Consider the following 21,844-nt stretch of genomic DNA (forward strand, 5'->3'; position numbering starts at 1 on the left):
GGGCGGCCTAACCCGCCGCCCTCAGCTCTCTCTTATAGCGCTGCCAATTGGCGACGTAGTGCATCGCCCCGCCGGCCAGCATGCGGGCCTGGCCCTCCGAGACCTCTCGCACCACCTTGCCCGGCGCCCCCATCACCAGAGAGTTGTCGGGGATCTCCTTGCCCTCGGTGATCAGCACATTGGCGCCGATCAGGCAGTTCTTTCCGATCTTCGCCCCGTTGAGGATGATCGAGCCGATCCCCACCAGGGAGTTGTCGCCGATGCTGCAGCCGTGAAGCATCACCATGTGCCCCACGGTGACATTGGCCCCGATGGTCAGCGGCGACCCGGTGTCGGTGTGCAGAACAGAGCCGTCCTGCACGTTGGAGTTCTCGCCGATGATGATGGGGTCGTTGTCGCCACGAATGGTCGCACCGAACCAGACGGACGCATTTTTCTTGAGAATCACGTTCCCCATCACCGCCGCGTTCGGCGCTATCCAGTATTCGTCCGCACCCGGAAGCTCCGGAGCCACGTCGCCCAAGTTATAGACACTCATTGTCGCACCCTCGTTATTGTCACGGATCGTTTGCTTAATCCGCGATTAACCCCGTTAGGATCATCTTAGTCGGGCGATTCGTGAGGGCGATAGCCTTCCCGAACCGGCCATGGCCGGATTTTCGGTCCTGGCGCCCCGCATGACGGAGACGAGGGTGTCGCGTTTGTGGCTTCGGCGGGGTTGCCCGCCAGCATTGCGAAGCGAAAGCGGTCCACCGGGCTGCGCACGACGCCGCTCTGTCTCACATCACCAGTCGACCTCGAAGGGCGATCCATTGCGGATACGCCCTTTTTTCATGCCCTTACGGAGGCTTTGATGACCAAGCGAGCCCTGAAGCGACAAGTGCGCGAAGGCGCCTTCGACGCCGGCCAGTTCCAGGATGACGGCAAGATTCGCCGCCTGCCGGTGGAAAGGGCCTGGTCGCCGCTGGCGCATCACAATGATGACCGCGAGCAGGGGTACCTGAAGACCATCAAGTCCAAATCGCCGGGCCAGGACGAGCTGATCGCCGCCATCGACGCCAAGAACCTGGTGATGGCGCTCGGCCCCGCGGGGACCGGCAAGACCTACCTGGCCATCGCCAAGGCGGTGGAGGCCCTGGAGGCCGGCAAGGTGGGGCGCATCGTGCTCTCCCGGCCCGCCGTCGAGGCCGGCGAATCCCTGGGCTTCCTGCCCGGCGAGATGGAGGACAAGCTCGCCCCCTACCTGCGCCCCCTCTACGACGCGCTGTCTGACCGTCTTTCCATGAAGCGGGTTCGGGCCCTGATGACCGAGGGCGCCATCGAGATCGCCCCGGTGGGCTTCATGCGCGGCCGCACCCTGAACAACGCCTTCGTGGTGATCGACGAGGCCCAGAACTGCACCTACGGCCAGCTCAAGATGCTGCTGACCCGCCTGGGCTGGCACTCCACCATGGTGGTCACCGGCGACCCCAACCAGTCGGATCTGCTGCCGGAACTCTCAGGCCTGGGCCCCGTGGCGGACAAGCTGGAAGCGGTCTCCAATATCGCCGTGGTCCGCCTGAAGGATCGCGACATCGTGCGTCACCCCCTGGTCGCCGAGATGCTGGGGGTCCTCTGAGACCATTCAGGCCGGTCCCTGGTATGTCCGCCAGGGACCGCGCCGATCGACTGGGCTCGATGAGGACCTCGACCCTCAGAGCCCAAGCGCCAGCTTGACGGCCCGCCAGTCGACCAGTTTGAAGTTCTGCCGGCTTCGCACAGTGGAGGCCGTCTCGCCCGGGGTGTCGGCATCGTCCTGAACGACCACCAACCCCTGGGGGTAGGCGCCGACCGGTCCTCCAAGCGCCGCCAGCCCGTCGGTCCCGGTGACCGCATCTGCGCCGGAGCCGGCGACTACAGAGAACCTGCCCGCATAGGCCGGCTCGGCGCCGTCGACCCGCCAGACGGCAAAGGCGCTGTCGCCCTGACTGGAGGCGATCAGCCAGGTTTTGTCTCCCTCCCGCAGCAGCGCCAGACCCTCCACATCGGGAGCCAGCATGGCTGAGGGAGCGCTTGCCAGCAGGGTGCGGGTAGACCCCGTGGCCGGGTCCAGGCTGTAGCGCCAGATCCCCTTGGCCTCCTCGGCCACATAGAGCATCCCCTTGGCGTCATCGACGACGCAGCCCTCCGACTGGGACCCGACCGTGAAGCTACGCTCCTGGACCAGGACCGGGCCGCCAGCGACCTCGGTCACCCCATACTGGCTTACGTCCCCGTCGACGCCCACCATCACCGCCACGAAGGCCTGGCCCCGGCGGCCCAGGCAAAAGCCGTAGGGCTCGCTGACCGTCGTGGCTGCAAAGCCCCAGCGGCGGACCGTCGGCGCCCCCGGCGCCGCAGGATCGGCCAGGAAGAACGAAACGCCCCCCGCCGACCGGTTGCTCGCGCCAATCAGGATCTGGGGGCGGCCTTCCGCGGGGAAGCCGCTGCGCAGATCGACATTGTTCAAACGGCCCTCCGGCAGGAACTGGAGCTGCTGTCCCCCCAGATCATAAACATGGAGCCCCGCCTGCTTGTCGGTGCCCAGGATCACGCCGCGCGCCGGATCGGCCGGGTCAGCCCAGATCTCGGGATCATCGGCCGCGTCGCGGCGTCCCGTGCCAACGGCAGGGGTCTCACCGGAGGCCGCCACGGGCGTCCCCGCGCCAAGCACCATTCGCCCGGAGTCAGAACGGCTCTCAGGATCAAGCATAGCGCAAGACGATCCGATCATGGATGTCGCCAACACCGTCGCAAATCTGAGAATAAACTGTCTAGAAGGCGTCATTGGCCTCACCTTGAGCTCGCCACTATTTCCAGGATCTGGAAATCATGCCGCGCGGGGTCAGGTCAACTACTCCTGGCTCGACAGCGAGGCGGACGACGACTTCGGATCGCGCCGGTTCAACAACCCGTCAGGCGACGTGTTCAATGTCGGCTTCATCCAGGACGCCCCCACCTGGGCCGCCGCCTTTGGCGCGACCTATCGCAAACAGGGTGAAGCTTTGGCGGGATCGTCGGCGAGGAGGTGACCTTCAACTGGAGAGCGACATGGCCGGACCGTTATTCCAGCGGGTCACGCGCCTGACCTTCCAGCCGACGGATCGCGTTCCGTCGAAGGGAACGCGACCGGGCCTCCCCATCAGGACAGGAGGGAGACCCGGTCTGAGGTTCCTCACTTCCCCGCCGGCCCTTTCGGGCGCGGCGTTGAAGGCGCGGGTTCGACGCGGGGGGCGTCGCACCGCTGGCGCCCACTCAGGAGCGGGCGCCCCTGCCAGCTAGCAGGGGGCGTTCGGACCCAACATGATCAAGATCAACAAGGGGGGCGGTCAGCGGCACGCTTCGGACGGCAAGGGTCCAAGACGGACACCCCACCCGGCGCCGCACCGGCGCAGGGCGCCTGGCCTAGGGCAGGTCTTCGGCCAGGATGGCCATCTCGAACATGAAGGACCCGTCGCCGTCTTCGTCCTCGAAGACCACGCCGATGAATTCATCGCTGATATAGACCTCGGCCGAGTCCTTCTGCTTGGGACGGGGGACCAGGCTGATCCGCGCATTGGCGAAGGTGCCGCGAAGGTGGCCCTCGAGCTTGCGCATCATTCTCTCGTCCACGGCCATCTCCTCGGCGATTCAACAGCCGCGGAACCTAGCTGGTCGCGGCCGACACGGAAACCGTCAGATGACGTAGTCGTACACAGCTTCGGCCAGCGTGTGATCCATGCTGCGCGCCGGCTCGTCGCAGGTCGGACAGTTGACCAGGCGCGCCGGAACCCCGGCGGCCGTGCAGTGGGCCGGAACCGGTTTCAGCACCACTGAGCCGGCGGCGATCTTGGCGTAGTCGCCGATATGGATATTTCCCAGCACCTTGGCCCCAGCGCTCAACAGAACGCCCTTACCGATCTTGGGGTGGCGATCACCCCTCTCGGCGCCCGTGCCCCCCAGGGTCACGTCCTGCATCATGGAAACGTCATCGCCGATCACCGCGGTCTCGCCGATGACGATTCCGGTTCCGTGGTCGATGAAGACCCCTGAGCCGATCCTGGTGGCCGGATGGATGTCCACCTGGAACACCTCCGACATCCGGCTCTGCAGATAGAGTGCGATCGTCTCGCGGCCCTGGCCCCACAGCCAGTGCGCGACGCGCTGGGCTTGCAGCGCCTGGAAACCCTTGAAGAACAGGAACGGCTGAACATAGCCCTTGCAGGCCGGGTCGCGCTCGAACACCGCCTTCAGGTCGGCCTCGGCGATATCCACCAGCTTGGGATTGTCCTTGTAGGCGGCGTCGGCCAGCTCGCGCAGGCTCATGGCCCGCAGCTCCTGGTCCCCCAGCTTGCGCGCCAGCTGATAGCTCAGCGCGGCGCCCAGGTCATGGTGGCTCAGCACCACGGCGTTCAGCAGCGAGGCCAGGGCCGGCTCCGACTGCGAGGCCCGCGCGGCTTCGTTGCGCAATGCGGCCCAGACCGGCGGCGGCGATGCCGGATCGATGACTTCCAGACGCTGGCTCATCGCTTCCTCCCGTCCCATGATGTCCCCTTATCCTAGCATGGCCGCCGAAAGTTCGCTCGGCAAAGCGCCCTCCCTGGCCATGTGGTACCCCCGTAGCAGCATCGCAACCGTCAGAGCATCGCGCATATAACCCCCGACCGCCGCCTCCAGCGCTTCCCGAAAAGGTACACGCGCCCTCAGGATATCTTCGGTGCCGTCACCCTGCGGCTCGTCCTCAACCTGGATCAGGCCCGTGGCGAGGTAGCCAAATGCGTGTTCGTCCGTGACGGAGTTGGAGAGCTGCATCTGCAGGATCTCCTGCCATTTGGCCGCGGCCATGCCGGTCTCCTCCAGCAGTTCGCGCTTGGCGCTCTCCAGGGGATCGTCGGCCAGCGGCCCGCCCCCCTCGGGAATTTCCCAACTGTAGTCGGCGCACGGCAGACGATTCTGACCCACCAGAGTGATGGTCCCGTCATCATGGACAGGCAGGATCGCCAAGGCGAAATTCTTGAAGCTGACAACACCGTACAGGGCGTCCGAGCCGGTCGGCGCCACGGCGTCGTACTCGGTCAGGCTGATCCAGGGATTGTCGTAGATGCGCCTCGGCGGGCCCTTGCGCCAGGGCGTCCCGTGGGCGACAAGCCAGTCTGGTTTTTGCGACATGTTCTCAACTAGCTTGCGAAACCACCCCCATATAGAAGAAGTCCCCTGTCGGTTCTCCTAACAAGGCGCGCTCAAAGATGACCCCGTCACTTCCCGCCGCCCCGCTGTTCGGCCAGCCGGTTCCCCAGCATCCCTGCCCTGAACTCCTCAGCTTTCTGGCCACGCGGCGCTCGGCCTCCGCGGTCACCCTGGCCGAGCCGGCTCCCACGGCCAGCGAGTTGGACGCCCTGCTGAGGCTCGCCGCCCGCGTGCCCGACCACGGCAAGCTGGCGCCCTGGCGCTTCATCATCCTGGAACCGGCCGCCAAGGCGGTGTTCGCCGATCGCCTGGAGGCGCTCGCCAATTCCAGGGGCGACACCCGGGCCGCCGCCAAGCTCGGAAAACTGAAGATACCGCCCCTGGGCGTGGCCGTGGTCTCGCGGCCCAGGCCGGGCGAGATCCCCGAGTGGGAGCAACTGCTATCGGCCGGCGCGGTCTGCACCACCCTGCTCTACGCCGCCCAGGCCCTGGGCTATGGCGCCAACTGGATCACCGACTGGTACGCCTATGATGACGAGGCCAAGGCGATCCTGGGCCTGGAGCCTGAGGAAAAGGTGGCGGGCTATATCTTCCTCGGCACCCCGAAGGAGCCGCCGCAGGAGCGGGAGCGGCCCGACCTGGCCGGCCTGATCACCGCCTGGCGGCCCTGAAACACAACGGCCGGACGGCGAAGGGTCGCCGCCCGGCCTGAAGTGTGACACGCCCGAGGAGAGTTGGGCGACAGAGACATACCCCATTTTGGCGACGTCGGCTAGTCGACGCTCGATTCGCGCGCGCCGCGCCCCGCCTGGGACTCACTCGGGCCCGAGACTCTGAAAGATCTCGGAGATCACGGCCCCTCGCTCTACTGTGAAGCTTCAGATTTGACCTGACGATACACAGACGGGCTGTGCGACAGGTCGCCGCAAATGCTGGAAATCTGATCAGCCTCGGCCGCGATAGGGCGCGACACCTTGGTCGGGCAGCCACAGGCCCGCGGGCGCCGCTCCGCTCTGCCAGAAAACATCGATCGGGATACCGCCCCGGGGGAACCAGTAGCCGCCGATGCGCAACCAGAGAGGCTGCGCCACCTCCACGATCTTGCGGCCGATGGCCACCGTGCAGTCCTCGTGGAAGGCGCCGTGGTTGCGGAAGGCGCCCAGATAGAGCTTCAGGGACTTGCTCTCGATCAGCCAGGGGCCGGGCGCATAGTCGATCACCAGATGGGCGAAATCCGGCTGGCCGGTCACGGGACAGAGCGAGGTGAACTCCGGAACCGTGAAGCGCGCCAGATACAGCGTATCGGCCTGCGGGTTGGGGACCCGCTCGAGAACGGCCTCCTCCGGCGAGTCGAAGCCGCGGACGTCGCGGCCGAGTTGGGTCAGGTTGGTCTCGTCCATGCCGCGCGCTTTACGCCGCGCGGCGCGAGCCCGCAACCGAGACTCCGGCGCCGCCAGGCGTTATCACGGCGCAAAGCTTCAGGGAGAGGACGCGCGATGAGCGGCAAGGATTTCCAGGATTTCGTGGTCGTTGTGACCGGCGCCTCCACCGGCCTGGGGCGCGCCATCGCCGTTGAGACCGCCAGCCGGGGCGCGCAGGCCGTGATCATCAACTACGCCTCCAGCGCGGAGGAAGCCGCCGAAACCGCCCGCCAGGTCGAGGCCCAGGGGGCCAAGGCGGTGATCGTCCAGGGCGATGTCGCCTCCGACGAGGATTGCCGCAGGATCGCCGCGGCGGCGCAGCCCTTCGGTCGCATCGACGCCCTGTTCAACAATGCCGGCGTGACCAAGTTCGCGCCCAACCACGCCGACCTGGACGCGGTGACCGCCGACGACTTCCTGCGCCTCTATAGTGTGAACGTGGTGGGGGCCTATCAGATGGTCCGCGCAGCCCGCGCCCTGCTGGAGGCCGCGCCGCAGCCCGGCGCCGTGGTGAACACCTCCTCCATCGCCGGTGTCGCGGGGATCGGCTCCTCGGTGCCCTATGCCGCCTCCAAGGGCGCGCTCACCACCATGACCCTGTCCCTGGCTCGGGCGCTGGCCCCCAGGATCCGGGTCAACGCCATCTGCCCCGGCTTCATCGACACGCCTTGGTTCGGCAAGGGTGTCGGGGCCGAACGCGCCCAGAAGATGCGGGACAGCGCCGCGGCCTCGACGCCGCTGAAGGCCGCCTCGACGGCCGAGGATATCGCCGGCGCCGCAGTCTTCCTGGCTGCGCCTGCATCGAAACACATCACCGGGGAGACCTTGCTGGTGGATGCGGGGACTCACCTGAACTATTCGCCCCTGGCGATGCGTTGAGGCTTGACCCGTGAAAGCCGAACGTGGCGCCCAAGGCACAGCTTGGCGCCTAATTGCGCGGCGCCTAGCTTCATTAACGCACAAATTCCGCGCAGCGAGTAGGTAGGGCGCGCTGCGGCTCCGCCCCGCGTTGATCTGGAGGTCTCCAACTGGCGATCTCCGGCGACGGTTGGGCGAAGCTCGGCTGGATATAAGGGGATAACGAAAATGAACGCTCTGAAGACCATGCTTCTCGCCGCCGCGGCCACCGCCGCCATGGGTGGAAGCGCCCTCGCCGCCGATGACGACATCGCGCTGTCCTTCAACCTCGGCGCCGCGACGGACTACGTGTTCCGCGGTGTCAGCCAGACCGACAACGAAGGCCAGATCTATGGCGGCGCTGACGCCACCCTGTACGGCATCGGCTATGCTGGCGTCTGGGTGTCCAATGTCGAATTCGGCAACGGCACCGACCTGGAATACGACATCTACGGCGGCATCAAGCCGACCATCGGCGTCGTGAACCTCGACCTCGGTGTCTACTACTACGGCTACACCAACCAACCGACCGGCAGCCACGAAGACTACGTCGAGTACAAGGCTGCGGCCTCGACCGCCGTCGGTCCGGCCACCATCGGCGCCTTGGTCTTCTATTCGCCGGAGTTCTTCGGCAAGACCGGTAAGGCCACCTATTACGAGATCAACGGCGCCGTTCCGGTCGCCGAAAAGGTCTCGGTCTCCGGCGCCATCGGCCACCAGGAAATCGAAGGTCCGGCCGACTACAACACCTGGAACCTGGGTGTGGGCTATGCTCTCAACGACACCGTCGGCTTCGACCTGCGCTACCACGACACCGACGAACACGGCTTCGGCGACATCTACGAGTCGAAGGTTGTTGTCGGCGTGAAGGCCAGCTTCTAAGCGCCCAATTTTCTGACGTCTGGGAAAGCCGCCCCCTCGCAGGGGCGGCTTTTCTGATTCTACGGGCCGGAGCGTCGGAGAACTCCACCGGCCCACGCCCGCACGCGATCGGGGATCGCAATCCCAAGACGGGCGCCGGTGAAAAGCTGCGCCGCGCGGCTCATTTCCGGGCGGAAAGCTCCCGGGACGGGAGTTTCATTGGACGGTCGCGCCTACCCCTCTATGGTGATGGGTCGGACGACCGGAGCGGAGCGCGATTCCATGGAGCAGATGGCCAACCGAGCCCAGACCGTCGTCGTCGATACTCTGATCGCGGCTGCGGCCTTCTTTCTCGCCTACCTGCTGTCGTCGTCTCGCGTGCCGGGCCTGGATGGCGGAGATCTCTCCGTCCTGAATGTCGCGCAGCTCATAGGTTTCTACGCCGCCCTGGCCTGCGTGTTTTCCACGGTATTCCGGCGCGAACTTTCGCCCTGGCGCTATGTCTCCATTCCCGACGCCCTGGTCCTGGCCAGGACCGCTGTCCTGACCGCAGGTGTCTTCCTGCTGGCGGTGTTCGTGATCGACCGGGCCAGCGGCCTGCCCCGTTCGGTCCTGGCCATGGCCACCATCTTCCAGATGACCGGCTCCATGGGCGCGCGGATCATGCGCCGCGCCCTGCACGAGCACGCCCTGGACAGCTTCGCGCCACTGAAGTCGATCCATGATCGCGCGCCCCAGGCCCCCTCCCTGTTGCTCATCGGTCCGACAGCGCTGGCCGACACCTATCTGCGCGATGTCGCGCGGCGTCATGACCACGCCTGGACCGCCGTGGGTATCGTCGGACCGGACGCCCGCGATGTGGGCCAACAGGTGCGTGGCGTCTGCATCATCGAGTGCATCGACAACCTTGAGGCGGCCCTGGCCGACCTGCGGCGCTGGAACCGCTATCCGCGGGCCATCCTGTTCCTCGATGAACCCGGCCGCCTGAAGGGCCTCACCGCCGATCAGCTGGGCCGACTGAAGAACGACGGCATCCGCCTGCTGCGCCTGCCCTCCATCGTCGAACTGTCCCAGCACGACGGCATAGCCCTGTTGCCCATGCGCGAGATCAGCGTGGAGGAGCTGCTGGCCCGCGAGCCCATCGAACTGGACCATGAGGCGGTCAAGGCCCTGATTCATGGCCGTCGGGTGCTGATCACCGGCGCCGGCGGGTCCATCGGCGCCGAACTGGTGCGCCAGGTCGCCGCCTTCCAGGCCGCCCACATCACCATGCTCGACTTCTCGGAGACCTCGCTGTTCGAGATCGACCGCGAACTCGGAGAAACCTTCCCCGCCCTGTCGCGCCACGCCGCCCTGGTGGATGTGCGCAACGCCAGCCGCGTCGGCGAGTGCTTCCAGCGCGAGAAGCCCGACCTGGTCTTCCATGCCGCCGCCCTCAAGCATGTCTCCATGGTCGAGCGGCACCCCTGCGAGGGCGTGCTGACCAATGTTGTCGGAACCTGGAACGTGGCCGAGGGCGCTCGCGCCTGCGGCGCGCGACAGATGGTGCTGATCTCCACCGACAAGGCCGTCGACCCCTCCAACGTCATGGGCGCCACCAAGCGTCTGGCGGAGGCCGTGATCCAGGCGCAGCAGAACGGCCGCGGCACGTGTTTCTCAGCTGTGAGATTCGGCAATGTGCTCGGCTCGGCCGGCTCCGTGGTGCCGATCTTCAAGTCGCAGATCGATCGCGGCGGCCCGGTGACGGTGACCCACGAAGACATGGCGCGCTTCTTCATGACCATTCCGGAGGCCGCCCAGCTCGTCCTGCACGCCACGGCCACCAGTGCGGAGGGCGCGGAGACGAGCCACGCCCGGCTGTTCCTGCTGGAGATGGGCGAGCCCGTGCGGATCATGGACCTTGCGCGCCAGATGATCGCCCTGTCGGGCCGCACGCCCGGCAAGGATATCGAAATTGAAATCACCGGCCTGCGCCCCGGCGAGAAGCTCACCGAGGCCCTGCTGGACGAGACCGAGCGGTCCCTGCCCTGCGCACCTAAGGTGATGGAGGTCGTCTCCTCCTCGGCCCTGCGCATCACCGCCAACCACCTGCTGGATCTCGAAGGCCTCGCCGACAAGGGCGATGTCGAGGCTGTGCGCCGCGCGCTCTTCGACTTGGTGGCCCAGATCCGTGGCGAAAAGCCCGGCACGGCGCCGGCGCTCCGTGTCGTCGCCAACGGCTAGACACCCCGGCGGGCGGGCCCAAGGATCGCCTCGCATAGCGTTAAGAGAATCTCATGGCGGTAATTCTGGTCACAGGATCGGCGGGCTTCATCGGCTCGCACACAGCTCATCGGCTGCTGGACCGCGGCGACGAGGTGGTGGGTCTTGATGACCTCAACCCCTATTACGATCCTACACTGAAGGCAGCCCGCCTGGCCCGTCTGGAGGCCCGCGAGGGCTATCGCCACGCCACGATCGACCTGGCTGACCGCGAAGCGGTGGCCAAACTGTTCGCGCAGATCAAACCCGACGGGGTGATCAATCTCGCCGCCCAGGCCGGCGTCCGCTACAGCCTGGAAAAGCCCGAGGCCTATGTGGACTCCAACGTCGTCGGCTTCCTCAACATCCTGGAGGGCTGCCGCGCCACCCAGCCCAAACACCTGGTCTTCGCCTCAACCAGCTCGGTCTACGGGGCCAATGGCAAGCTCCCCTTCTCCGTCCGCGACCCCGTGCACCACCCCATCACCCTCTATGCGGCCACCAAGCTCGCCAATGAGTCGATGGCCCATTCCTACGCCCACCTGTTTGGCATCCCCTCCACCGGCTTCCGGTTCTTCACCGTCTACGGGCCCTGGGGCCGGCCGGACATGGCCTTGTTCAAATTCACCGAGGCCATCCTCAAGGGCGCGCCCATCGACGTCTACGGTCAGGGCAAGATGCAGCGCGACTTCACCTATGTGGACGACATCGTCTCGGGCGTGGTCGCGGCCCTCGATAGGCCCGCCGCCGTCGACCCCACCTGGGACGCCCTGGCGCCGAACCCCGCCACCAGCGGCGTCGCGCCCTGGCGCATCCTCAACCTCGGCAACAGCCAGCGCGTGGAGCTGATGCGCTACATCGAGGTCCTTGAGGAAAAACTCGGCCAGAAGGCCAAGCTCAACCTCCTGCCCATGCAACCCGGCGACGTCACCCGCACCGAGGCCGACACCGCAGAGACCCAGGCCGCCCTCGACTACGCGCCGAAGACCCCTATCGAGACCGGTATCGGCCGCTTCGTCGACTGGTACCGCGACTACTACAAGGCGTAGAGGGCGTCAGGCCGGTAGAGCGGCCCGACGCCCTCTCCTTCTTTGAGCCCTTTTGACGAGGGCAGAGCACGGCCCCTAACAAGGCTCCGGGACGCCTATAGCCCCGCCGGCGCATTGGCGCTCGCCGCGTAACCCGCGAGCGTGATGCGTGATGAGCGACTGAGGTTATTTGGTTGTAATGCGCTCAGCTGTGTTGAACGTTTGGAAGACATCTGGAAGTCACCAAGGGACCCGTCACATCACCACGACGTCGGCAAATCGCGTCTCTGAGGCCCTCGCGAATTGTACGGCTCCGCCCAACAACCGGGTGCTTTCGACACTGTGATCGCCTGCGACGTGTAGGGGATTGAGTGTCCCCCATATTGGGGTCTACGACTTGCACTTCGCGCCGGGGGGGTGCTTCAAAATGATACGTGTCGTCTTCTGGTGTGGCGTGGCTCTGGCCACCATCACCGCCTCGGTGGGGTGGGGTTCGATGGACCGCTCCTTTACCTATTTTCGCGACAATGCCTATGAGCGCGAAGCCGCCCTGCAGCAGTGCCTGTCCGGCCACGTCAAGGGCGTGATCTGCCAGAACGCCGCTCGCGCCGCCCGCGTCGTCGCAGACCGGGAAGGCTTCATCGGCCTCTACTCCCCCACCACCAAGGCCGTGGCCTCGATCCAGTAGGGTCAGCCGCCCGCCGCCAGATACGACAGCAACGCCGCGGGACCTCCCGCGGCGTTTGCCGTTGCGTCGACGGTTTCGCCCGCCGAGCAGTCACGAAAAAGGGCGGCGGACCCGAAAGTCCGCCGCCCCAGTTTCGTTAGCTCAGGCTGGGCTTAGAAGCGCAGCTTCACGCCACCGAACACCCGGCGACCGACGACGTCGTAGGTGGACGGATCGGTGCCCGATTGCACGTTCGGAGCGTAGGTTTCGGCTTCCTTGTTGAAGACGTTGTTCACGCCCAGGCGGAACTCGACGTTGTCCGACAGCGCATAGGTGCCCGACAGGTCGAGGTACCAGACAGCGTCCGGACCGGTGAATTGGGTTTCACCTGGGAACTCGATGTTCAGACGGTTTTCCATCGCCGCGATGTAGCGGGCGCGGGCGTCGAACTTGAAGTCACCGACGGTCCAGTTGGTGTTGATGGTGGCCTTCCAGTCCGGGAAGCTCGTGCCGAGGCCGGCCCCGAAGTAGGAGACGGTGCCAGCGAAGTCGAGTTCCGGCACGCCGGAGATCGGGTCTTGCTGCTTGAACTCGATCACGTGGGTCAGGACAGCGCCCATGCGGACCGAACCCCAAGACGACGGTGCGCCCAGCCATTCCAAGTCAAAGCCATAATCGAACTGGATGTCGATACCGCTCGTCTTCTGGTGGCCGCCGTTAGAGGCGGTGAACTCGTTGTAGCCGTTGTTCGGGTTGTACACCCAGAGGATGTCCGACCCGGTCCGAAGGATACCGTCGCAGTTGGAATTGGTCGGGCTGTAGGTCGGGTTGGTGCCGTAATAGTTGTAGCAGGCGGCCACGATCTGGTTGGGGGTCGGGGTCAGGATCGCATCGGTGATCTTGATGTTGTAGTAGTCGACCGAACCTTGCAGACGCGACAGCCACTGGTTTTCCCACGGGGACTTCCAGACCAGGCCGGCGGTGAAGGTGGAACCTTCTTCCGGCTTCAGGGCCTTGTTGCCGAGCAGGTCGACGCCGATCTGCGAACCCGGGGTCTGGACGAAGGTGCCGATGGAGGCCCCGCTGACGCCGCCGTTGAAGCCGGCGGTCTGGCAGAGCGCCGTGACCTGGGCCGCGCTGGCGCCCTTACGGGCCTGGCTGGTGACCGAGCAGGGGTCGAAGTACTGGGGAGCCGAGCCACCGCCGGAGAACAGTTCCGAGAAGTTCGGAGCGCGGACAGAGCGCTGGTACGAGGCGCGAGCGCGCAGGAGGTCGTTAACCTCCCAGTTCAGCTCGGCCTTGTAGGCCCAGACGCCGTCCAGTTCGACCTTGTCGCCGGCGATCTTGTCGGCGAATTCGTTCACGGAGTAGCGAGCGCCGAGGTCGAGTTCCAGGCTCTTGATGAAGGCCTGATCCTTGATCAGCGGAATGGCGATTTCGCCGAAGTAGTCCTTGAACGAGTTGGTGCCGCGGTCGGGGTTCTGGGTGGAGAAGCCCGAGATCGGGCCCGAGGCCGAACCCGGATCGAAGTCGTATTCGAAGCCGCGATATTCGGCGCCGAGCACGATGGCGACATCGCCGGCCGGCAGAGTGGCGACCTTGCCGGTCACGAAGCCCTGGGCGATCTGGGTGGTCATCGCGGTGGACAGGGTGGTGGCCGAGGCGAGGTAGGTGCGGCAGGCGGCCGAGATCGGCTGACGGCCAAAGATGTTGAAGCCGCCGGCGCAGATGCTGGCGCCGCCGTCAGCCGCTTCGATCAGGGTCTGCATACGCTGGGTGTTGAGGTTCCCGGTCTGCGTCTGGTCGATCTCAGTGCGGCCCTCGCTGACCGAGAACTCGAAGTTGAAGCCGGTGTCGCCCACCGGACCCTTAACACCGGCCATGAACTGGACGACGGTGTTCTCGTAGTTAGACTGGCGCAGGCCGAGGTCCAGGGTGCGCTGACGCATCCGGAAGGCCTCGGTTGCGCCGGCGCCGACCAGGACCGGATCATCGCCGGTGCGGCTGTTCAGCAGGGCGCGCAGGTCGGCCGAGATGAAGGGGTTGGTGACCGGGATCACCAGCTGCTGGGCGACTTGTTGGCCCGGCGTAATCAGGTTGGAGATCACGTCCTGAGTACGCGCGGTGCTCGGGTTGCGGGTGTTGACCGTCGGGAACGGGGTCGGCGCCAGGGCGGTGGCGGCGGTGTATTCGGTCCAGCCGGCGGAGGCGAAGAACTCGATGCCGTTGTCCAGCTCGTAGTTCACCTTCGTCATGAAGGAGTACCGGTCGAGCGGCAGGGTCAGGATGTTCACGAAGTCGAAGTTGTAGCTGTACAGATCCGGGTAAAGGCTCTGGTTCACCGTGCCGTCGATCGGGCCGGTATAGTGCTGCACGTTCAGGGGGTTATTGAACACACCCCGGTAGAACAGCGAACCGTCCTTGTTGAAGCCGAGGGTGCCCGACTGCAGGGAGATCTGCGCCGGCGTCACGCCGTAGGTCCCGAAAACGGCGTCGAGGGCCGCCTTCGTCGGGGCGTTGGCCGAGGCCCAGAACAGATTGCCTTCCGGCAGGAAGGAGGTGGTCGAGGTGGCGTTCTGCGAGAACGCGCGCTGCGACTTGATCATCGGCTGGCGGTAGGAACGGTCGAAGCCGAACACCGCGTTGCCCTTGCCGTCGGCGAAGTTTCCGCCGATGGCGGCCGACAGTTGGTACTCTTCCGCATCCCAGAACTCGGTGGAGTTCGAGTAGTTGGCGCGCATATCGACGCCTTCGAAGTTGCGCTTCAGCTTGACGTTCACCGCACCGGCGATGGCGTCGGCGCCGTAGGCCGCACCGGCGCCGCCGGTGATGACTTCGATGCTCTCGATCAGGGCCTGCGGGATGGTGTTCAGGTCGACCGTCAGGTTGTTGGCGGACACCATCGGACGACGGCCGTCGACCAGCACCACGTTACGGTTCGCGCCCAGACCGCGAAGGTCGATGTTGGACTGACCGCCGTTGCCGGGGTTGTTGGAGGTGGTGGTCCCGGACGGGTTCACCTGCGGCAGGGTGTTCAGATAGGTGTCGAGCGTGATGTCCGCATTGGCCACCGCCTGCTCGCCGGTCACGGTCGAGATCGGGCTGTTGGCCACGTAGTCCTGGCGCACGATCCGCGAACCGGTGACGACGACTTCCGTGACTTCCGCGTCTTGCGCGTAGGCCGCACCGGCGGCGGCGAAGGCCGCGCCGCAGATCATGGTCGACGCCAGCAGGCGCGACCGCATTGAGTCAGCTTTCAAGATTAAGTCCTCCAGCGGCTCGACAGGTCCAAGCGACCCCCGACGCACGCTCCCCAGAATCGGATTTCGAAAAATCCCACTGCCGTGACTAAGGCGTCTCGTATGTTACGGGGTCAATCGTCGAAACATATCGCACATGTGTTTGACCCCGTTCTGTCACATTATCGCCACGCCACGCCCCGTCTCCTCGGCTTCCAGGAGCGAAATTTACCCACTTTTTCCCGGATCAGGCGTGTAGCGGCGGCAGGAGATGCCGCGAAGAGGGCGGGCGTTACCCCGACGCTACGTCAAGCCGCGCTCGCCAGGGCCCATGGAGGATGACGTAACATCCGGTCGGCGAAGCGTTGATTGCAGCCTCGTTTCAGCCAAACGGCGCGGAGCCTACTCGCTCCGCAGCGCCGGGGCCGGACGGCGCGCCAGGGCCTGCAATGACGCCGCCAGACCGCCCAGCGCCGCCAGCAGGGCCGCACCGCCGACCAGGGCCGCGATCCCGCTCCAGTCGACGCTCCAATGGGCCTGGAAGACCTTGGTCACCACCGGCCAGGCCGCCGCGCAGCCCAGGGAGACGCCCGCCGCGCCGGCCACCACGCCCACCGCGCCATACTCCAGGACATAGACGCTGAGGATCTGCCCGCGCGAGGCGCCCAGCACCTTGAGGATCGCGGCCTCCCGCATGCGCGACTGCGCGCCTGCCGCGATCGCTCCGGCCAGCACCAGCAGACCCGCCAGGGCCGCGACGCCCGCAGCCCCGCGAATGGCCAGGGCCAACCGGCCAAACAGCTCCGTCGCCGCCTCAAGCTGCTCGCGCACCGAGATGACGTTGACCTCGGCGAAGTCGGCGCCCAGGGCCCGGGTGGCCGCGGCCTCCTGCGCCTTGCTGGCCTTGGCGATGGCCACGTGGCGCAGGTTGGCCCCCTCCAGGGCGGCCGGGTCCAGCACCAGGGGGAAGCTTGCGCCGAAGCCGCCGAAGTCCACCTTGCGCAGCACCGCGACCTTGGCCTCGATGTCGCGACCCAGCACCGAGAGGGTGACGCTGTCCCCCAGCTTCAGGTCTCCAGCCTTGGCGACCTCGGCCTCCATGGCGAGCAGCGGGGGGCCGGCATATTCCGCGGGCCACCATGTCCCTTCGATGATCCCCGCGGCCGGCGGCTCCGCGCCGATGGCCGAAAGCGAGATATCGTTGTCGTAGGCCCAGCGCTCGGAGGCCGCGATCTGGCTGGTGACCACCGCCTTGCCCTTGACCTGACCGATCCGCCCAGTGGCGAAGGGCGCGCGGAGATAGTTGTCGGAGGTCAGCGGAACGCCGAAGGCCCGGGTGACGGCGGCGTCGAAGGCCGCGACCCGGTCGCCGGGGATCTCGGTGAACACCAGGGCCGGCGCGGTGCGGGGCGCAACCTCGGCCACCTGGCGCAGCAGGCTCGACTGGATCAGCACCACGGCGGCCAGCAGGGCGACCCCCAGGCCGATGGCCGGCGCGGCCGTGCGGGCCGCCGACCGGGGACCGGCCAGGCTGGCCAGGGCGATGCGAAGCGCGCCCCTCGCCCCGATGCGGGCCCGGCCCGCGAGCCAGGCGCCGCCGAGCCCCAGGGCCCACAGGATACCGAAGGCCACCACCACCCCGGCGATCATGATCCCTGCCGCCAGCGGGGTCGGGGCCGTGGCCACGGCCAGAGCGCCCAGGGCGCAGGCCGCGAGGCCCGCGCCAACGATCTCCACGCCCCAGGCGAACCGGGTGGGCAGGTCGTGGCGGAACAGGGTGGCGGGCGAGGTCAGGCGGGCCCGCGCCAGGGGACCCAGGGCGAAGGCCGCGGCCGACAGCAGGCCAAAGGCCCCAGCCTTCAGGAGTGGGATCGGATAGACTCCGAACAGGGCCGGGATCGGCAGGTCGTCGGCGATCAGAGCCCCAAGCACCAGGGGCGCCGCGGCCCCCACCGCCAGGCCGATACCGACCCCCAGCACCGCCAGGGCGCCAATCTGGATGAGGTAGAGGTTCCGCACCAGCGGCCCCTCGGCGCCCAGGGCCTTCAGCACCGCGATCACGGGCTTGCGTTGCTCCAGGAAGGCCGAGACCGCGCCGTGCACGCCCAACCCGCCGGCCACCAGGGAGGCCAGGCCGATGAAGCCCAGGAAGTATTCCAGCTGTTCGATCAGCCGCCGCACGCCGGGCGCGGCTTCGTCCCGCTGCCGGACTCGCGCCTCCGCCCCCTTGAGCGCCTTGCGAAGGGTCTTGGCGGCGGGGGCGGTGTCGGCGCCGGCCGGCAGGGCGATCCGCGCCGTCTCGCCGAACGGCAGGCCGGGCTCCAGGAAGCCCCCCTGCTCCACCACCGCCACGGCGGTGAGCACGCGAGGGCCCAGGGCGAACCCCCGGGAGAGCCGGTCCGGCTCCTGCACCAGCACAGCGCGGGCGATCATCGGGGTGTTGCCCACCAGGATCCGGTCGCCGAGCTTCAGACCCAGCCGATCCAGCAGCGCCTGCTCCACCGCCGCACCGGGCACGCCGTCCACGGGACGCAGCGCCTGGGCGAGGGACGACGCGCCTTGCAGCTCCACCTTGCCCGCCAGGGGATAGGCCTCGCTGACGCCCCGAAGTTCCACCAGCCGCCGCTCGCCGGAAGGCGCCTCGGCCATGGCTCGCGCGCTGACGGCGAAGGCGACCTCGCCCATCTTCAGCATCGCGGTCCGCTCTGCCGGGGTGAAGCGGCGCTGTTCCAGGGTGGCGGCCAGATCGCCGCCGAGGATCTCCCGAGCCTGTCCGGCCAGCCCCTGCCGAAACGCCTCGGCCGTCGAGCCGGCCGCAGCGATCGCCGCCACCCCGAGCGCCAGGCAGGCCAGGAAGATCCGGAACCCTCTCACCCCGCCGCGCAGCTCGCGCACGGCGAACCTCCAGGCCAGGGGGCTCATGACGCAGTCACCGTCCGCCCGTCGCGCAGGTTCACCTGGCGATCGGCGCGGCGGGCCAGGGCCGCGTCATGGGTCACCAGCACCAGGGCCGCGCCGGTCTCGACCACCAGGTCGAACATCAGGTCGGCCACCAGGGCGGCGTTGGCGGCGTCGAGGTTGCCGGTGGGCTCGTCGGCGAACAGCAGGGCCGGTCGGGGCGCGAGCGCGCGGGCGAGCGCGATGCGCTGCTGCTCGCCGCCGGACAGTTGGTGTGGATAGTGACGGCCCCGCGCCGCCAGCCCCACGCGGTCCAGCCAGACGCGCGCAAGGTCGGCGGCGTCACGGCGTCCGGCGATCTCCAGCGGCGCGGCGATATTCTCCGCCGCCGTCATGTTGGGCAGCAGGTGGAAGGATTGGAAGACCAGGGACACCCTGCCTCGGCGCAGACGCGCACGGCCGTCTTCGTCCAGCGCGCCCAGGTCCTGGCCGAACAGGCGCACGGTTCCGGCGGTGGGCAATTCCAGTCCCGCGGCGACAGAGATCAGCGAGGACTTGCCCGAGCCCGACGGGCCGGTCACCGCCACCCGCTCACCCGGCTCAACCCGGAAACTCAGGTCGCGCAGAATCGCCACCGGCCCCGCCGCCGACGGTAGGCTGAGAGAGACTGCGTCCAGTTCCACCGGCGCACCGGCCTGCGTCGTCTGCGCCAAGTGTAATCCTGCTTCCATTGAGCTGTGATGCCGAGCCCTTAAATAGGACAGACTCATGACTGATACACCCGCTCCATGCTGACCCGCCGCCACCTGATCGCCGCCGCCCTGGCCGCCCCCCTCCCCGCGCTCGCCGCGGGCAAGCCTGTCGTGACCATTCTGGGAGATTCCATCACCGCAGGATTTGGGCTTCCGGCCTCCGCCGCCTTCCCGGCCCGGCTGCAGGCGGAACTCGCCAAGCTGGGCCGCAGCGCCGTGATCCGGCCCGCGGGCGTGTCGGGTGACACCACCGCTGGCGGCCTGGCCCGTGTCGACTTCAGCGTCCAGAAGGACACCACCCTCTGCATCGTGGCCCTCGGCGGCAACGATCTGCTGCAGGGTCTCAAGCCCGGGACCACCAAGGCCAACCTCGACGCCATCGTGAGGCGGTTGAAGGCGCGGAAGATCGCGGTGCTGCTGGCCGGCCTCGCGGCCCCGCCGGCGATCGGCGGCGGCTATGCGCGGGAGTTCAACGCCGTCTTCCCGGCGGTGGCCAAGGCCCAGGGCGTGGCCTTCTATCCCAACCTACTGGCGGGCGTGTCCGGCTTGACCCGGCTGAACCAGCGCGACGGCATCCATCCCAACGCCCAGGGCGCGGCCCTGATCGCCCAGCGGCTCGCGCCGGCGGTGGCCAAGGCCCTCGCCTAGAGCGAGATGCGAAAAAGTGGGAACCGGTTTTTCGCGTCAATCCCGCTCTAAACATAAGGAATCGATCACGTTTATGATTTTGGATCGATTCGATCCAAAATCATCGTGATCTAGAGCCGCAGGTCGGCCTCGCCCTTCGGGAACACCGACTTGACGTCGTAGAGGACGGCGGCCGGCTTCCCCAGCGCGCGAATGGCGTCCAGTCCCATCCCCAGGAAGGCCGAGTGGGCCACCGCCACGACGATGGCGTGATAGACGCCCTGGGCCGGCTCGGCGACCGGTCGCACACCGTACTCCGCCTGCGTCTCGTCGGCGTCGACCCAGGGATCGTAGACATCGACCTCGACGCCATAGTCGGCCAGCTCGCGGACGATATCGATCACCCGGGTATTGCGCAGGTCCGGGCAATTTTCCTTGAAGGTCAGGCCCATGATCAGCACCCGCGCGCCGCGCACCTTGGTGTCGCGCTGGATCATCGCCTTGATCAGGCTCTGGGCGATATAGGCGCCCATGCCGTCGTTGATCCGCCGTCCGGCCAGGATCACCTGCGGGTCGTAGCCGGCGTCCTGGGCCTTGTGGGTCAGGTAGTAGGGATCGACCCCGATGCAATGGCCGCCCACCAGACCCGGCTGGAACTTCAGGAAGTTCCACTTGGTGCCCGCCGCGGCCAGCACCTCTTGGGTGTCGACGCCGAGCCGGTTGAAGATCAGCGAGAACTCGTTGATCAGGGCGATGTTCAGGTCGCGCTGGGTGTTCTCGATCACCTTGGCGGCCTCGGCCACCCGGATCGAGCTGGCCAGGTGGGTGCCCGCCGTCACGACCGCGCCGTAGAGGGCGTCGACGAAGGCGGCCACGTCCGGGGTCGAGCCGGAGGTCACCTTGATGATCGACGACAGCCGGTGCGCCCGGTCGCCCGGATTGGCGCGCTCGGGGCTGTAGCCGGCGAAGAAGTCGGCGTTGAACGTCAGGCCCGAGACCTGCTCAACCACTGGCACGCAGTCCTCTTCGGTGGCGCCCGGATAGACGGTGGATTCGTAGATCACCACCCCGCCCTTGGAGATGACCCGGCCCACCGTGCGGCTGGCGGCCAGCAGGGCCGAGAGGTCGGGCCGCTTGTGGCGGTCGATCGGCGTCGGCACCGTGACGATGAAGACGTTGCAGGCTTTCAGATCGGCTTCGTCCAGGGAGAAGGACAGCTGGCGCGCCGCGGTCAGTTCGTCGACGTCGACCTCCAGGGTCCGGTCATGGCCGGCCTTCAACTCGGCGATCCGCTCGGCGCCGATGTCAAACCCGACGACCGTATAGTGACCGGCCAGGGCGACGGCCAAGGGCAGGCCGACATAACCCAGTCCGATCACGCCGATTTTCACCGGGGACTGGGTGAAGGGACTCTCAAGCATTCTCGTCTCGACGCCATCGCGGGCGTCTTCGCCGCGCGGCCCTGACTAGCACGGATCGCGCCCCTGACAGCCCCCTCAGGCGCCGGCGGCCTCGCGGGCCAGCGGGTTCCGGGTCGGCGGGGCCGCCCGGGTCAGGGTGTTGCGGTCGGTGTGGTGGAAGGGGTCGGGCCGGGGCCGGGCGTGATCTCAGTGCTGCAGATGCGCTTCCAGGCGGGCGCAGGCGGCTTCCAGGGTTTCGATGGCGCCCACCACCTCCTCGCGCTGCTGTTCCAGGGCGGTGATCCGCTGCTGGAAGGCGCGCAGCGCCAGGGCGTTCTGCGCCGCGTCCTGATCGGCCGGATTGTGCAGGTCCAGAACCTCGCGGATCTGGGCCAGCGACAACCCCACCCGGCGGCCGCGCAGGATTAGCTGCAGCCGCGCGCGATCGCGGCGGGAATACAGCCGCTGCTGGTCCCGGCGCTCGGGCGACAGCAGACCCTGCTCCTCGTAGTAGCGCAGGGTCCGGGGCGTCACTTCGAACTCACGGCAGAGCTGGCCGATGGTCAGCAGGGTCGGGGGACGGCGAAGACTTGTGGTCATGGCGGGGCCTCTCTCACGCTCGATCATCT

20 protein-coding genes are annotated in these 21,844 nt (G+C 67.2%); 9 read left to right on the forward strand and 11 right to left on the reverse strand.

Annotated elements, in window-relative coordinates; translation table 11 throughout:
• Positions 1 to 7: 7 nt before the first annotated feature.
• The gene (locus Q7J39_RS16655) at positions 8 to 538 is read right to left on the reverse strand and encodes a gamma carbonic anhydrase family protein (RefSeq protein WP_304827699.1); all 531 of its coding nucleotides are present in this window, start codon (positions 536 to 538) and stop codon (positions 8 to 10) included.
• Between the two features lie 315 nt (positions 539 to 853).
• Here Q7J39_RS16655 and Q7J39_RS16660 point away from each other — a divergent pair, with 315 nt between their 5' ends.
• Positions 854 to 1,618 (forward strand): PhoH family protein, encoded by a 765-nt coding sequence (locus tag Q7J39_RS16660; protein ID WP_215339601.1) that lies wholly within the window; start codon positions 854 to 856, stop codon positions 1,616 to 1,618.
• Between the two features lie 75 nt (positions 1,619 to 1,693).
• On the opposite strand, the gene Q7J39_RS16665 is transcribed toward Q7J39_RS16660, so the two are convergent.
• On the reverse strand, positions 1,694 to 2,671 hold the full coding sequence (locus Q7J39_RS16665; RefSeq protein WP_304827702.1) for a phytase: 978 nt from the start codon (positions 2,669 to 2,671) through the stop codon (positions 1,694 to 1,696).
• A 79-nt stretch (positions 2,672 to 2,750) separates the two neighbouring features.
• Between Q7J39_RS16665 and Q7J39_RS16670 the strand changes: the two genes are divergently transcribed.
• The gene (locus tag Q7J39_RS16670; RefSeq protein WP_304827705.1) at positions 2,751 to 3,050 is read left to right on the forward strand and encodes a hypothetical protein; all 300 of its coding nucleotides are present in this window, start codon (positions 2,751 to 2,753) and stop codon (positions 3,048 to 3,050) included.
• Between the two features lie 373 nt (positions 3,051 to 3,423).
• Here the strand turns inward: Q7J39_RS16670 and Q7J39_RS16675 are convergent, their stop codons facing one another.
• From Q7J39_RS16675 to Q7J39_RS16685, 3 genes are read right to left on the reverse strand one after another with little or no spacing between them, the layout of a single operon-like run.
• Positions 3,424 to 3,636: a DUF3126 family protein gene (locus tag Q7J39_RS16675; RefSeq protein ID WP_370690093.1), complete on the reverse strand. Its 213-nt coding sequence runs from the start codon at positions 3,634 to 3,636 to the stop codon at positions 3,424 to 3,426.
• Between the two features lie 57 nt (positions 3,637 to 3,693).
• Complete coding sequence (gene cysE / locus Q7J39_RS16680; RefSeq protein ID WP_304827709.1) at positions 3,694 to 4,524, reverse strand: serine O-acetyltransferase; 831 nt, start codon at positions 4,522 to 4,524, stop codon at positions 3,694 to 3,696.
• 27 nt (positions 4,525 to 4,551) lie between these two features.
• The gene (locus Q7J39_RS16685; protein ID WP_304827712.1) at positions 4,552 to 5,166 is read right to left on the reverse strand and encodes an NUDIX hydrolase; all 615 of its coding nucleotides are present in this window, start codon (positions 5,164 to 5,166) and stop codon (positions 4,552 to 4,554) included.
• A gap of 77 nt (positions 5,167 to 5,243) precedes the next feature.
• Between Q7J39_RS16685 and Q7J39_RS16690 the strand changes: the two genes are divergently transcribed.
• On the forward strand, positions 5,244 to 5,855 hold the full coding sequence (locus Q7J39_RS16690; RefSeq protein WP_304827715.1) for a nitroreductase: 612 nt from the start codon (positions 5,244 to 5,246) through the stop codon (positions 5,853 to 5,855).
• A 273-nt stretch (positions 5,856 to 6,128) separates the two neighbouring features.
• On the opposite strand, the gene queF is transcribed toward Q7J39_RS16690, so the two are convergent.
• On the reverse strand, positions 6,129 to 6,584 hold the full coding sequence (gene queF / locus Q7J39_RS16695; protein WP_304827718.1) for a preQ(1) synthase: 456 nt from the start codon (positions 6,582 to 6,584) through the stop codon (positions 6,129 to 6,131).
• Between the two features lie 96 nt (positions 6,585 to 6,680).
• Here queF and Q7J39_RS16700 point away from each other — a divergent pair, with 96 nt between their 5' ends.
• From Q7J39_RS16700 to Q7J39_RS16720, 5 genes are all read left to right on the forward strand, one after another.
• A complete protein-coding gene (locus Q7J39_RS16700) occupies positions 6,681 to 7,484 on the forward strand; it encodes an SDR family NAD(P)-dependent oxidoreductase (RefSeq protein WP_304827722.1) in 804 nt (267 codons plus the stop codon).
• A 207-nt stretch (positions 7,485 to 7,691) separates the two neighbouring features.
• Positions 7,692 to 8,384, forward strand: a complete 693-nt coding sequence (locus Q7J39_RS16705) for a TorF family putative porin (RefSeq protein ID WP_304827724.1) — start codon at positions 7,692 to 7,694, stop codon at positions 8,382 to 8,384.
• 261 nt (positions 8,385 to 8,645) lie between these two features.
• Positions 8,646 to 10,586, forward strand: coding sequence for a nucleoside-diphosphate sugar epimerase/dehydratase (locus tag Q7J39_RS16710; RefSeq protein WP_304827727.1), 1,941 nt, complete (start codon positions 8,646 to 8,648; stop codon positions 10,584 to 10,586).
• A gap of 53 nt (positions 10,587 to 10,639) precedes the next feature.
• The gene (locus tag Q7J39_RS16715; protein ID WP_304827730.1) at positions 10,640 to 11,653 is read left to right on the forward strand and encodes an NAD-dependent epimerase; all 1,014 of its coding nucleotides are present in this window, start codon (positions 10,640 to 10,642) and stop codon (positions 11,651 to 11,653) included.
• Between the two features lie 406 nt (positions 11,654 to 12,059).
• Positions 12,060 to 12,320, forward strand: coding sequence for a hypothetical protein (locus Q7J39_RS16720; RefSeq protein ID WP_304827733.1), 261 nt, complete (start codon positions 12,060 to 12,062; stop codon positions 12,318 to 12,320).
• Between the two features lie 152 nt (positions 12,321 to 12,472).
• On the opposite strand, the gene Q7J39_RS16725 is transcribed toward Q7J39_RS16720, so the two are convergent.
• From Q7J39_RS16725 to Q7J39_RS16735, 3 genes are all read right to left on the reverse strand, one after another.
• A complete protein-coding gene (locus Q7J39_RS16725) occupies positions 12,473 to 15,559 on the reverse strand; it encodes a TonB-dependent receptor domain-containing protein (protein WP_304827737.1) in 3,087 nt (1,028 codons plus the stop codon).
• Between the two features lie 381 nt (positions 15,560 to 15,940).
• Positions 15,941 to 18,460 carry an ABC transporter permease gene (locus Q7J39_RS16730; protein WP_304827740.1) on the reverse strand — a complete coding sequence of 840 codons (2,520 nt, stop codon included), beginning with the start codon at positions 18,458 to 18,460 and terminating at the stop codon, positions 15,941 to 15,943.
• The gene (locus Q7J39_RS16735) at positions 18,457 to 19,119 is read right to left on the reverse strand and encodes an ABC transporter ATP-binding protein (protein ID WP_304827811.1); all 663 of its coding nucleotides are present in this window, start codon (positions 19,117 to 19,119) and stop codon (positions 18,457 to 18,459) included. The genes Q7J39_RS16730 and Q7J39_RS16735 overlap by 4 nt, the downstream gene beginning before the upstream one ends.
• Before the next feature lie 105 nt (positions 19,120 to 19,224).
• On the opposite strand from Q7J39_RS16735, the gene Q7J39_RS16740 reads away from it, so the two are divergent.
• Entirely contained in the window at positions 19,225 to 19,836 is a 612-nt protein-coding gene (locus Q7J39_RS16740; protein WP_304827743.1) for an arylesterase, read from the forward strand.
• A gap of 110 nt (positions 19,837 to 19,946) precedes the next feature.
• On the opposite strand, the gene tviB is transcribed toward Q7J39_RS16740, so the two are convergent.
• Positions 19,947 to 21,236, reverse strand: a complete 1,290-nt coding sequence (gene tviB, locus Q7J39_RS16745; RefSeq protein ID WP_304827746.1) for a Vi polysaccharide biosynthesis UDP-N-acetylglucosamine C-6 dehydrogenase TviB — start codon at positions 21,234 to 21,236, stop codon at positions 19,947 to 19,949.
• Positions 21,237 to 21,422: 186 nt separating this feature from the next.
• On the reverse strand, positions 21,423 to 21,815 hold the full coding sequence (locus Q7J39_RS16750) for a MerR family DNA-binding transcriptional regulator (protein WP_215339556.1): 393 nt from the start codon (positions 21,813 to 21,815) through the stop codon (positions 21,423 to 21,425).
• Positions 21,816 to 21,844 lie beyond the last annotated feature (29 nt).

It is taken from the genome of Phenylobacterium sp., assembly GCF_030651185.1.
In the GTDB taxonomy this organism is placed as follows: Bacteria; Pseudomonadota; Alphaproteobacteria; order Caulobacterales; family Caulobacteraceae; genus Phenylobacterium.

Excerpts from the sequence above, each read along its gene's own strand:
- Q7J39_RS16655 (WP_304827699.1), bottom strand. The coding sequence starts at position 538 with ATGAGTGTCTATAACTTGGGCGACGTGGCTCCGGAGCTTCCGGGTGCG.
- Q7J39_RS16660 (WP_215339601.1), top strand. The coding sequence starts at position 854 with ATGACCAAGCGAGCCCTGAAGCGACAAGTGCGCGAAGGCGCCTTCGAC.
- Q7J39_RS16670 (WP_304827705.1), top strand. The coding sequence starts at position 2,751 with ATGGATGTCGCCAACACCGTCGCAAATCTGAGAATAAACTGTCTAGAA.
- Q7J39_RS16675 (WP_370690093.1), bottom strand. The coding sequence starts at position 3,636 with ATGGCCGTGGACGAGAGAATGATGCGCAAGCTCGAGGGCCACCTTCGC.
- cysE (WP_304827709.1), bottom strand. The coding sequence starts at position 4,524 with ATGAGCCAGCGTCTGGAAGTCATCGATCCGGCATCGCCGCCGCCGGTC.
- Q7J39_RS16685 (WP_304827712.1), bottom strand. The coding sequence starts at position 5,166 with ATGTCGCAAAAACCAGACTGGCTTGTCGCCCACGGGACGCCCTGGCGC.
- Q7J39_RS16690 (WP_304827715.1), top strand. The coding sequence starts at position 5,244 with ATGACCCCGTCACTTCCCGCCGCCCCGCTGTTCGGCCAGCCGGTTCCC.
- queF (WP_304827718.1), bottom strand. The coding sequence starts at position 6,584 with ATGGACGAGACCAACCTGACCCAACTCGGCCGCGACGTCCGCGGCTTC.
- Q7J39_RS16700 (WP_304827722.1), top strand. The coding sequence starts at position 6,681 with ATGAGCGGCAAGGATTTCCAGGATTTCGTGGTCGTTGTGACCGGCGCC.
- Q7J39_RS16705 (WP_304827724.1), top strand. The coding sequence starts at position 7,692 with ATGAACGCTCTGAAGACCATGCTTCTCGCCGCCGCGGCCACCGCCGCC.
- Q7J39_RS16710 (WP_304827727.1), top strand. The coding sequence starts at position 8,646 with ATGGAGCAGATGGCCAACCGAGCCCAGACCGTCGTCGTCGATACTCTG.
- Q7J39_RS16715 (WP_304827730.1), top strand. The coding sequence starts at position 10,640 with ATGGCGGTAATTCTGGTCACAGGATCGGCGGGCTTCATCGGCTCGCAC.
- Q7J39_RS16720 (WP_304827733.1), top strand. The coding sequence starts at position 12,060 with ATGATACGTGTCGTCTTCTGGTGTGGCGTGGCTCTGGCCACCATCACC.
- Q7J39_RS16730 (WP_304827740.1), bottom strand. The coding sequence starts at position 18,460 with ATGAGCCCCCTGGCCTGGAGGTTCGCCGTGCGCGAGCTGCGCGGCGGG.
- Q7J39_RS16740 (WP_304827743.1), top strand. The coding sequence starts at position 19,225 with ATGCTGACCCGCCGCCACCTGATCGCCGCCGCCCTGGCCGCCCCCCTC.
- tviB (WP_304827746.1), bottom strand. The coding sequence starts at position 21,236 with ATGCTTGAGAGTCCCTTCACCCAGTCCCCGGTGAAAATCGGCGTGATC.
- Q7J39_RS16750 (WP_215339556.1), bottom strand. The coding sequence starts at position 21,815 with ATGACCACAAGTCTTCGCCGTCCCCCGACCCTGCTGACCATCGGCCAG.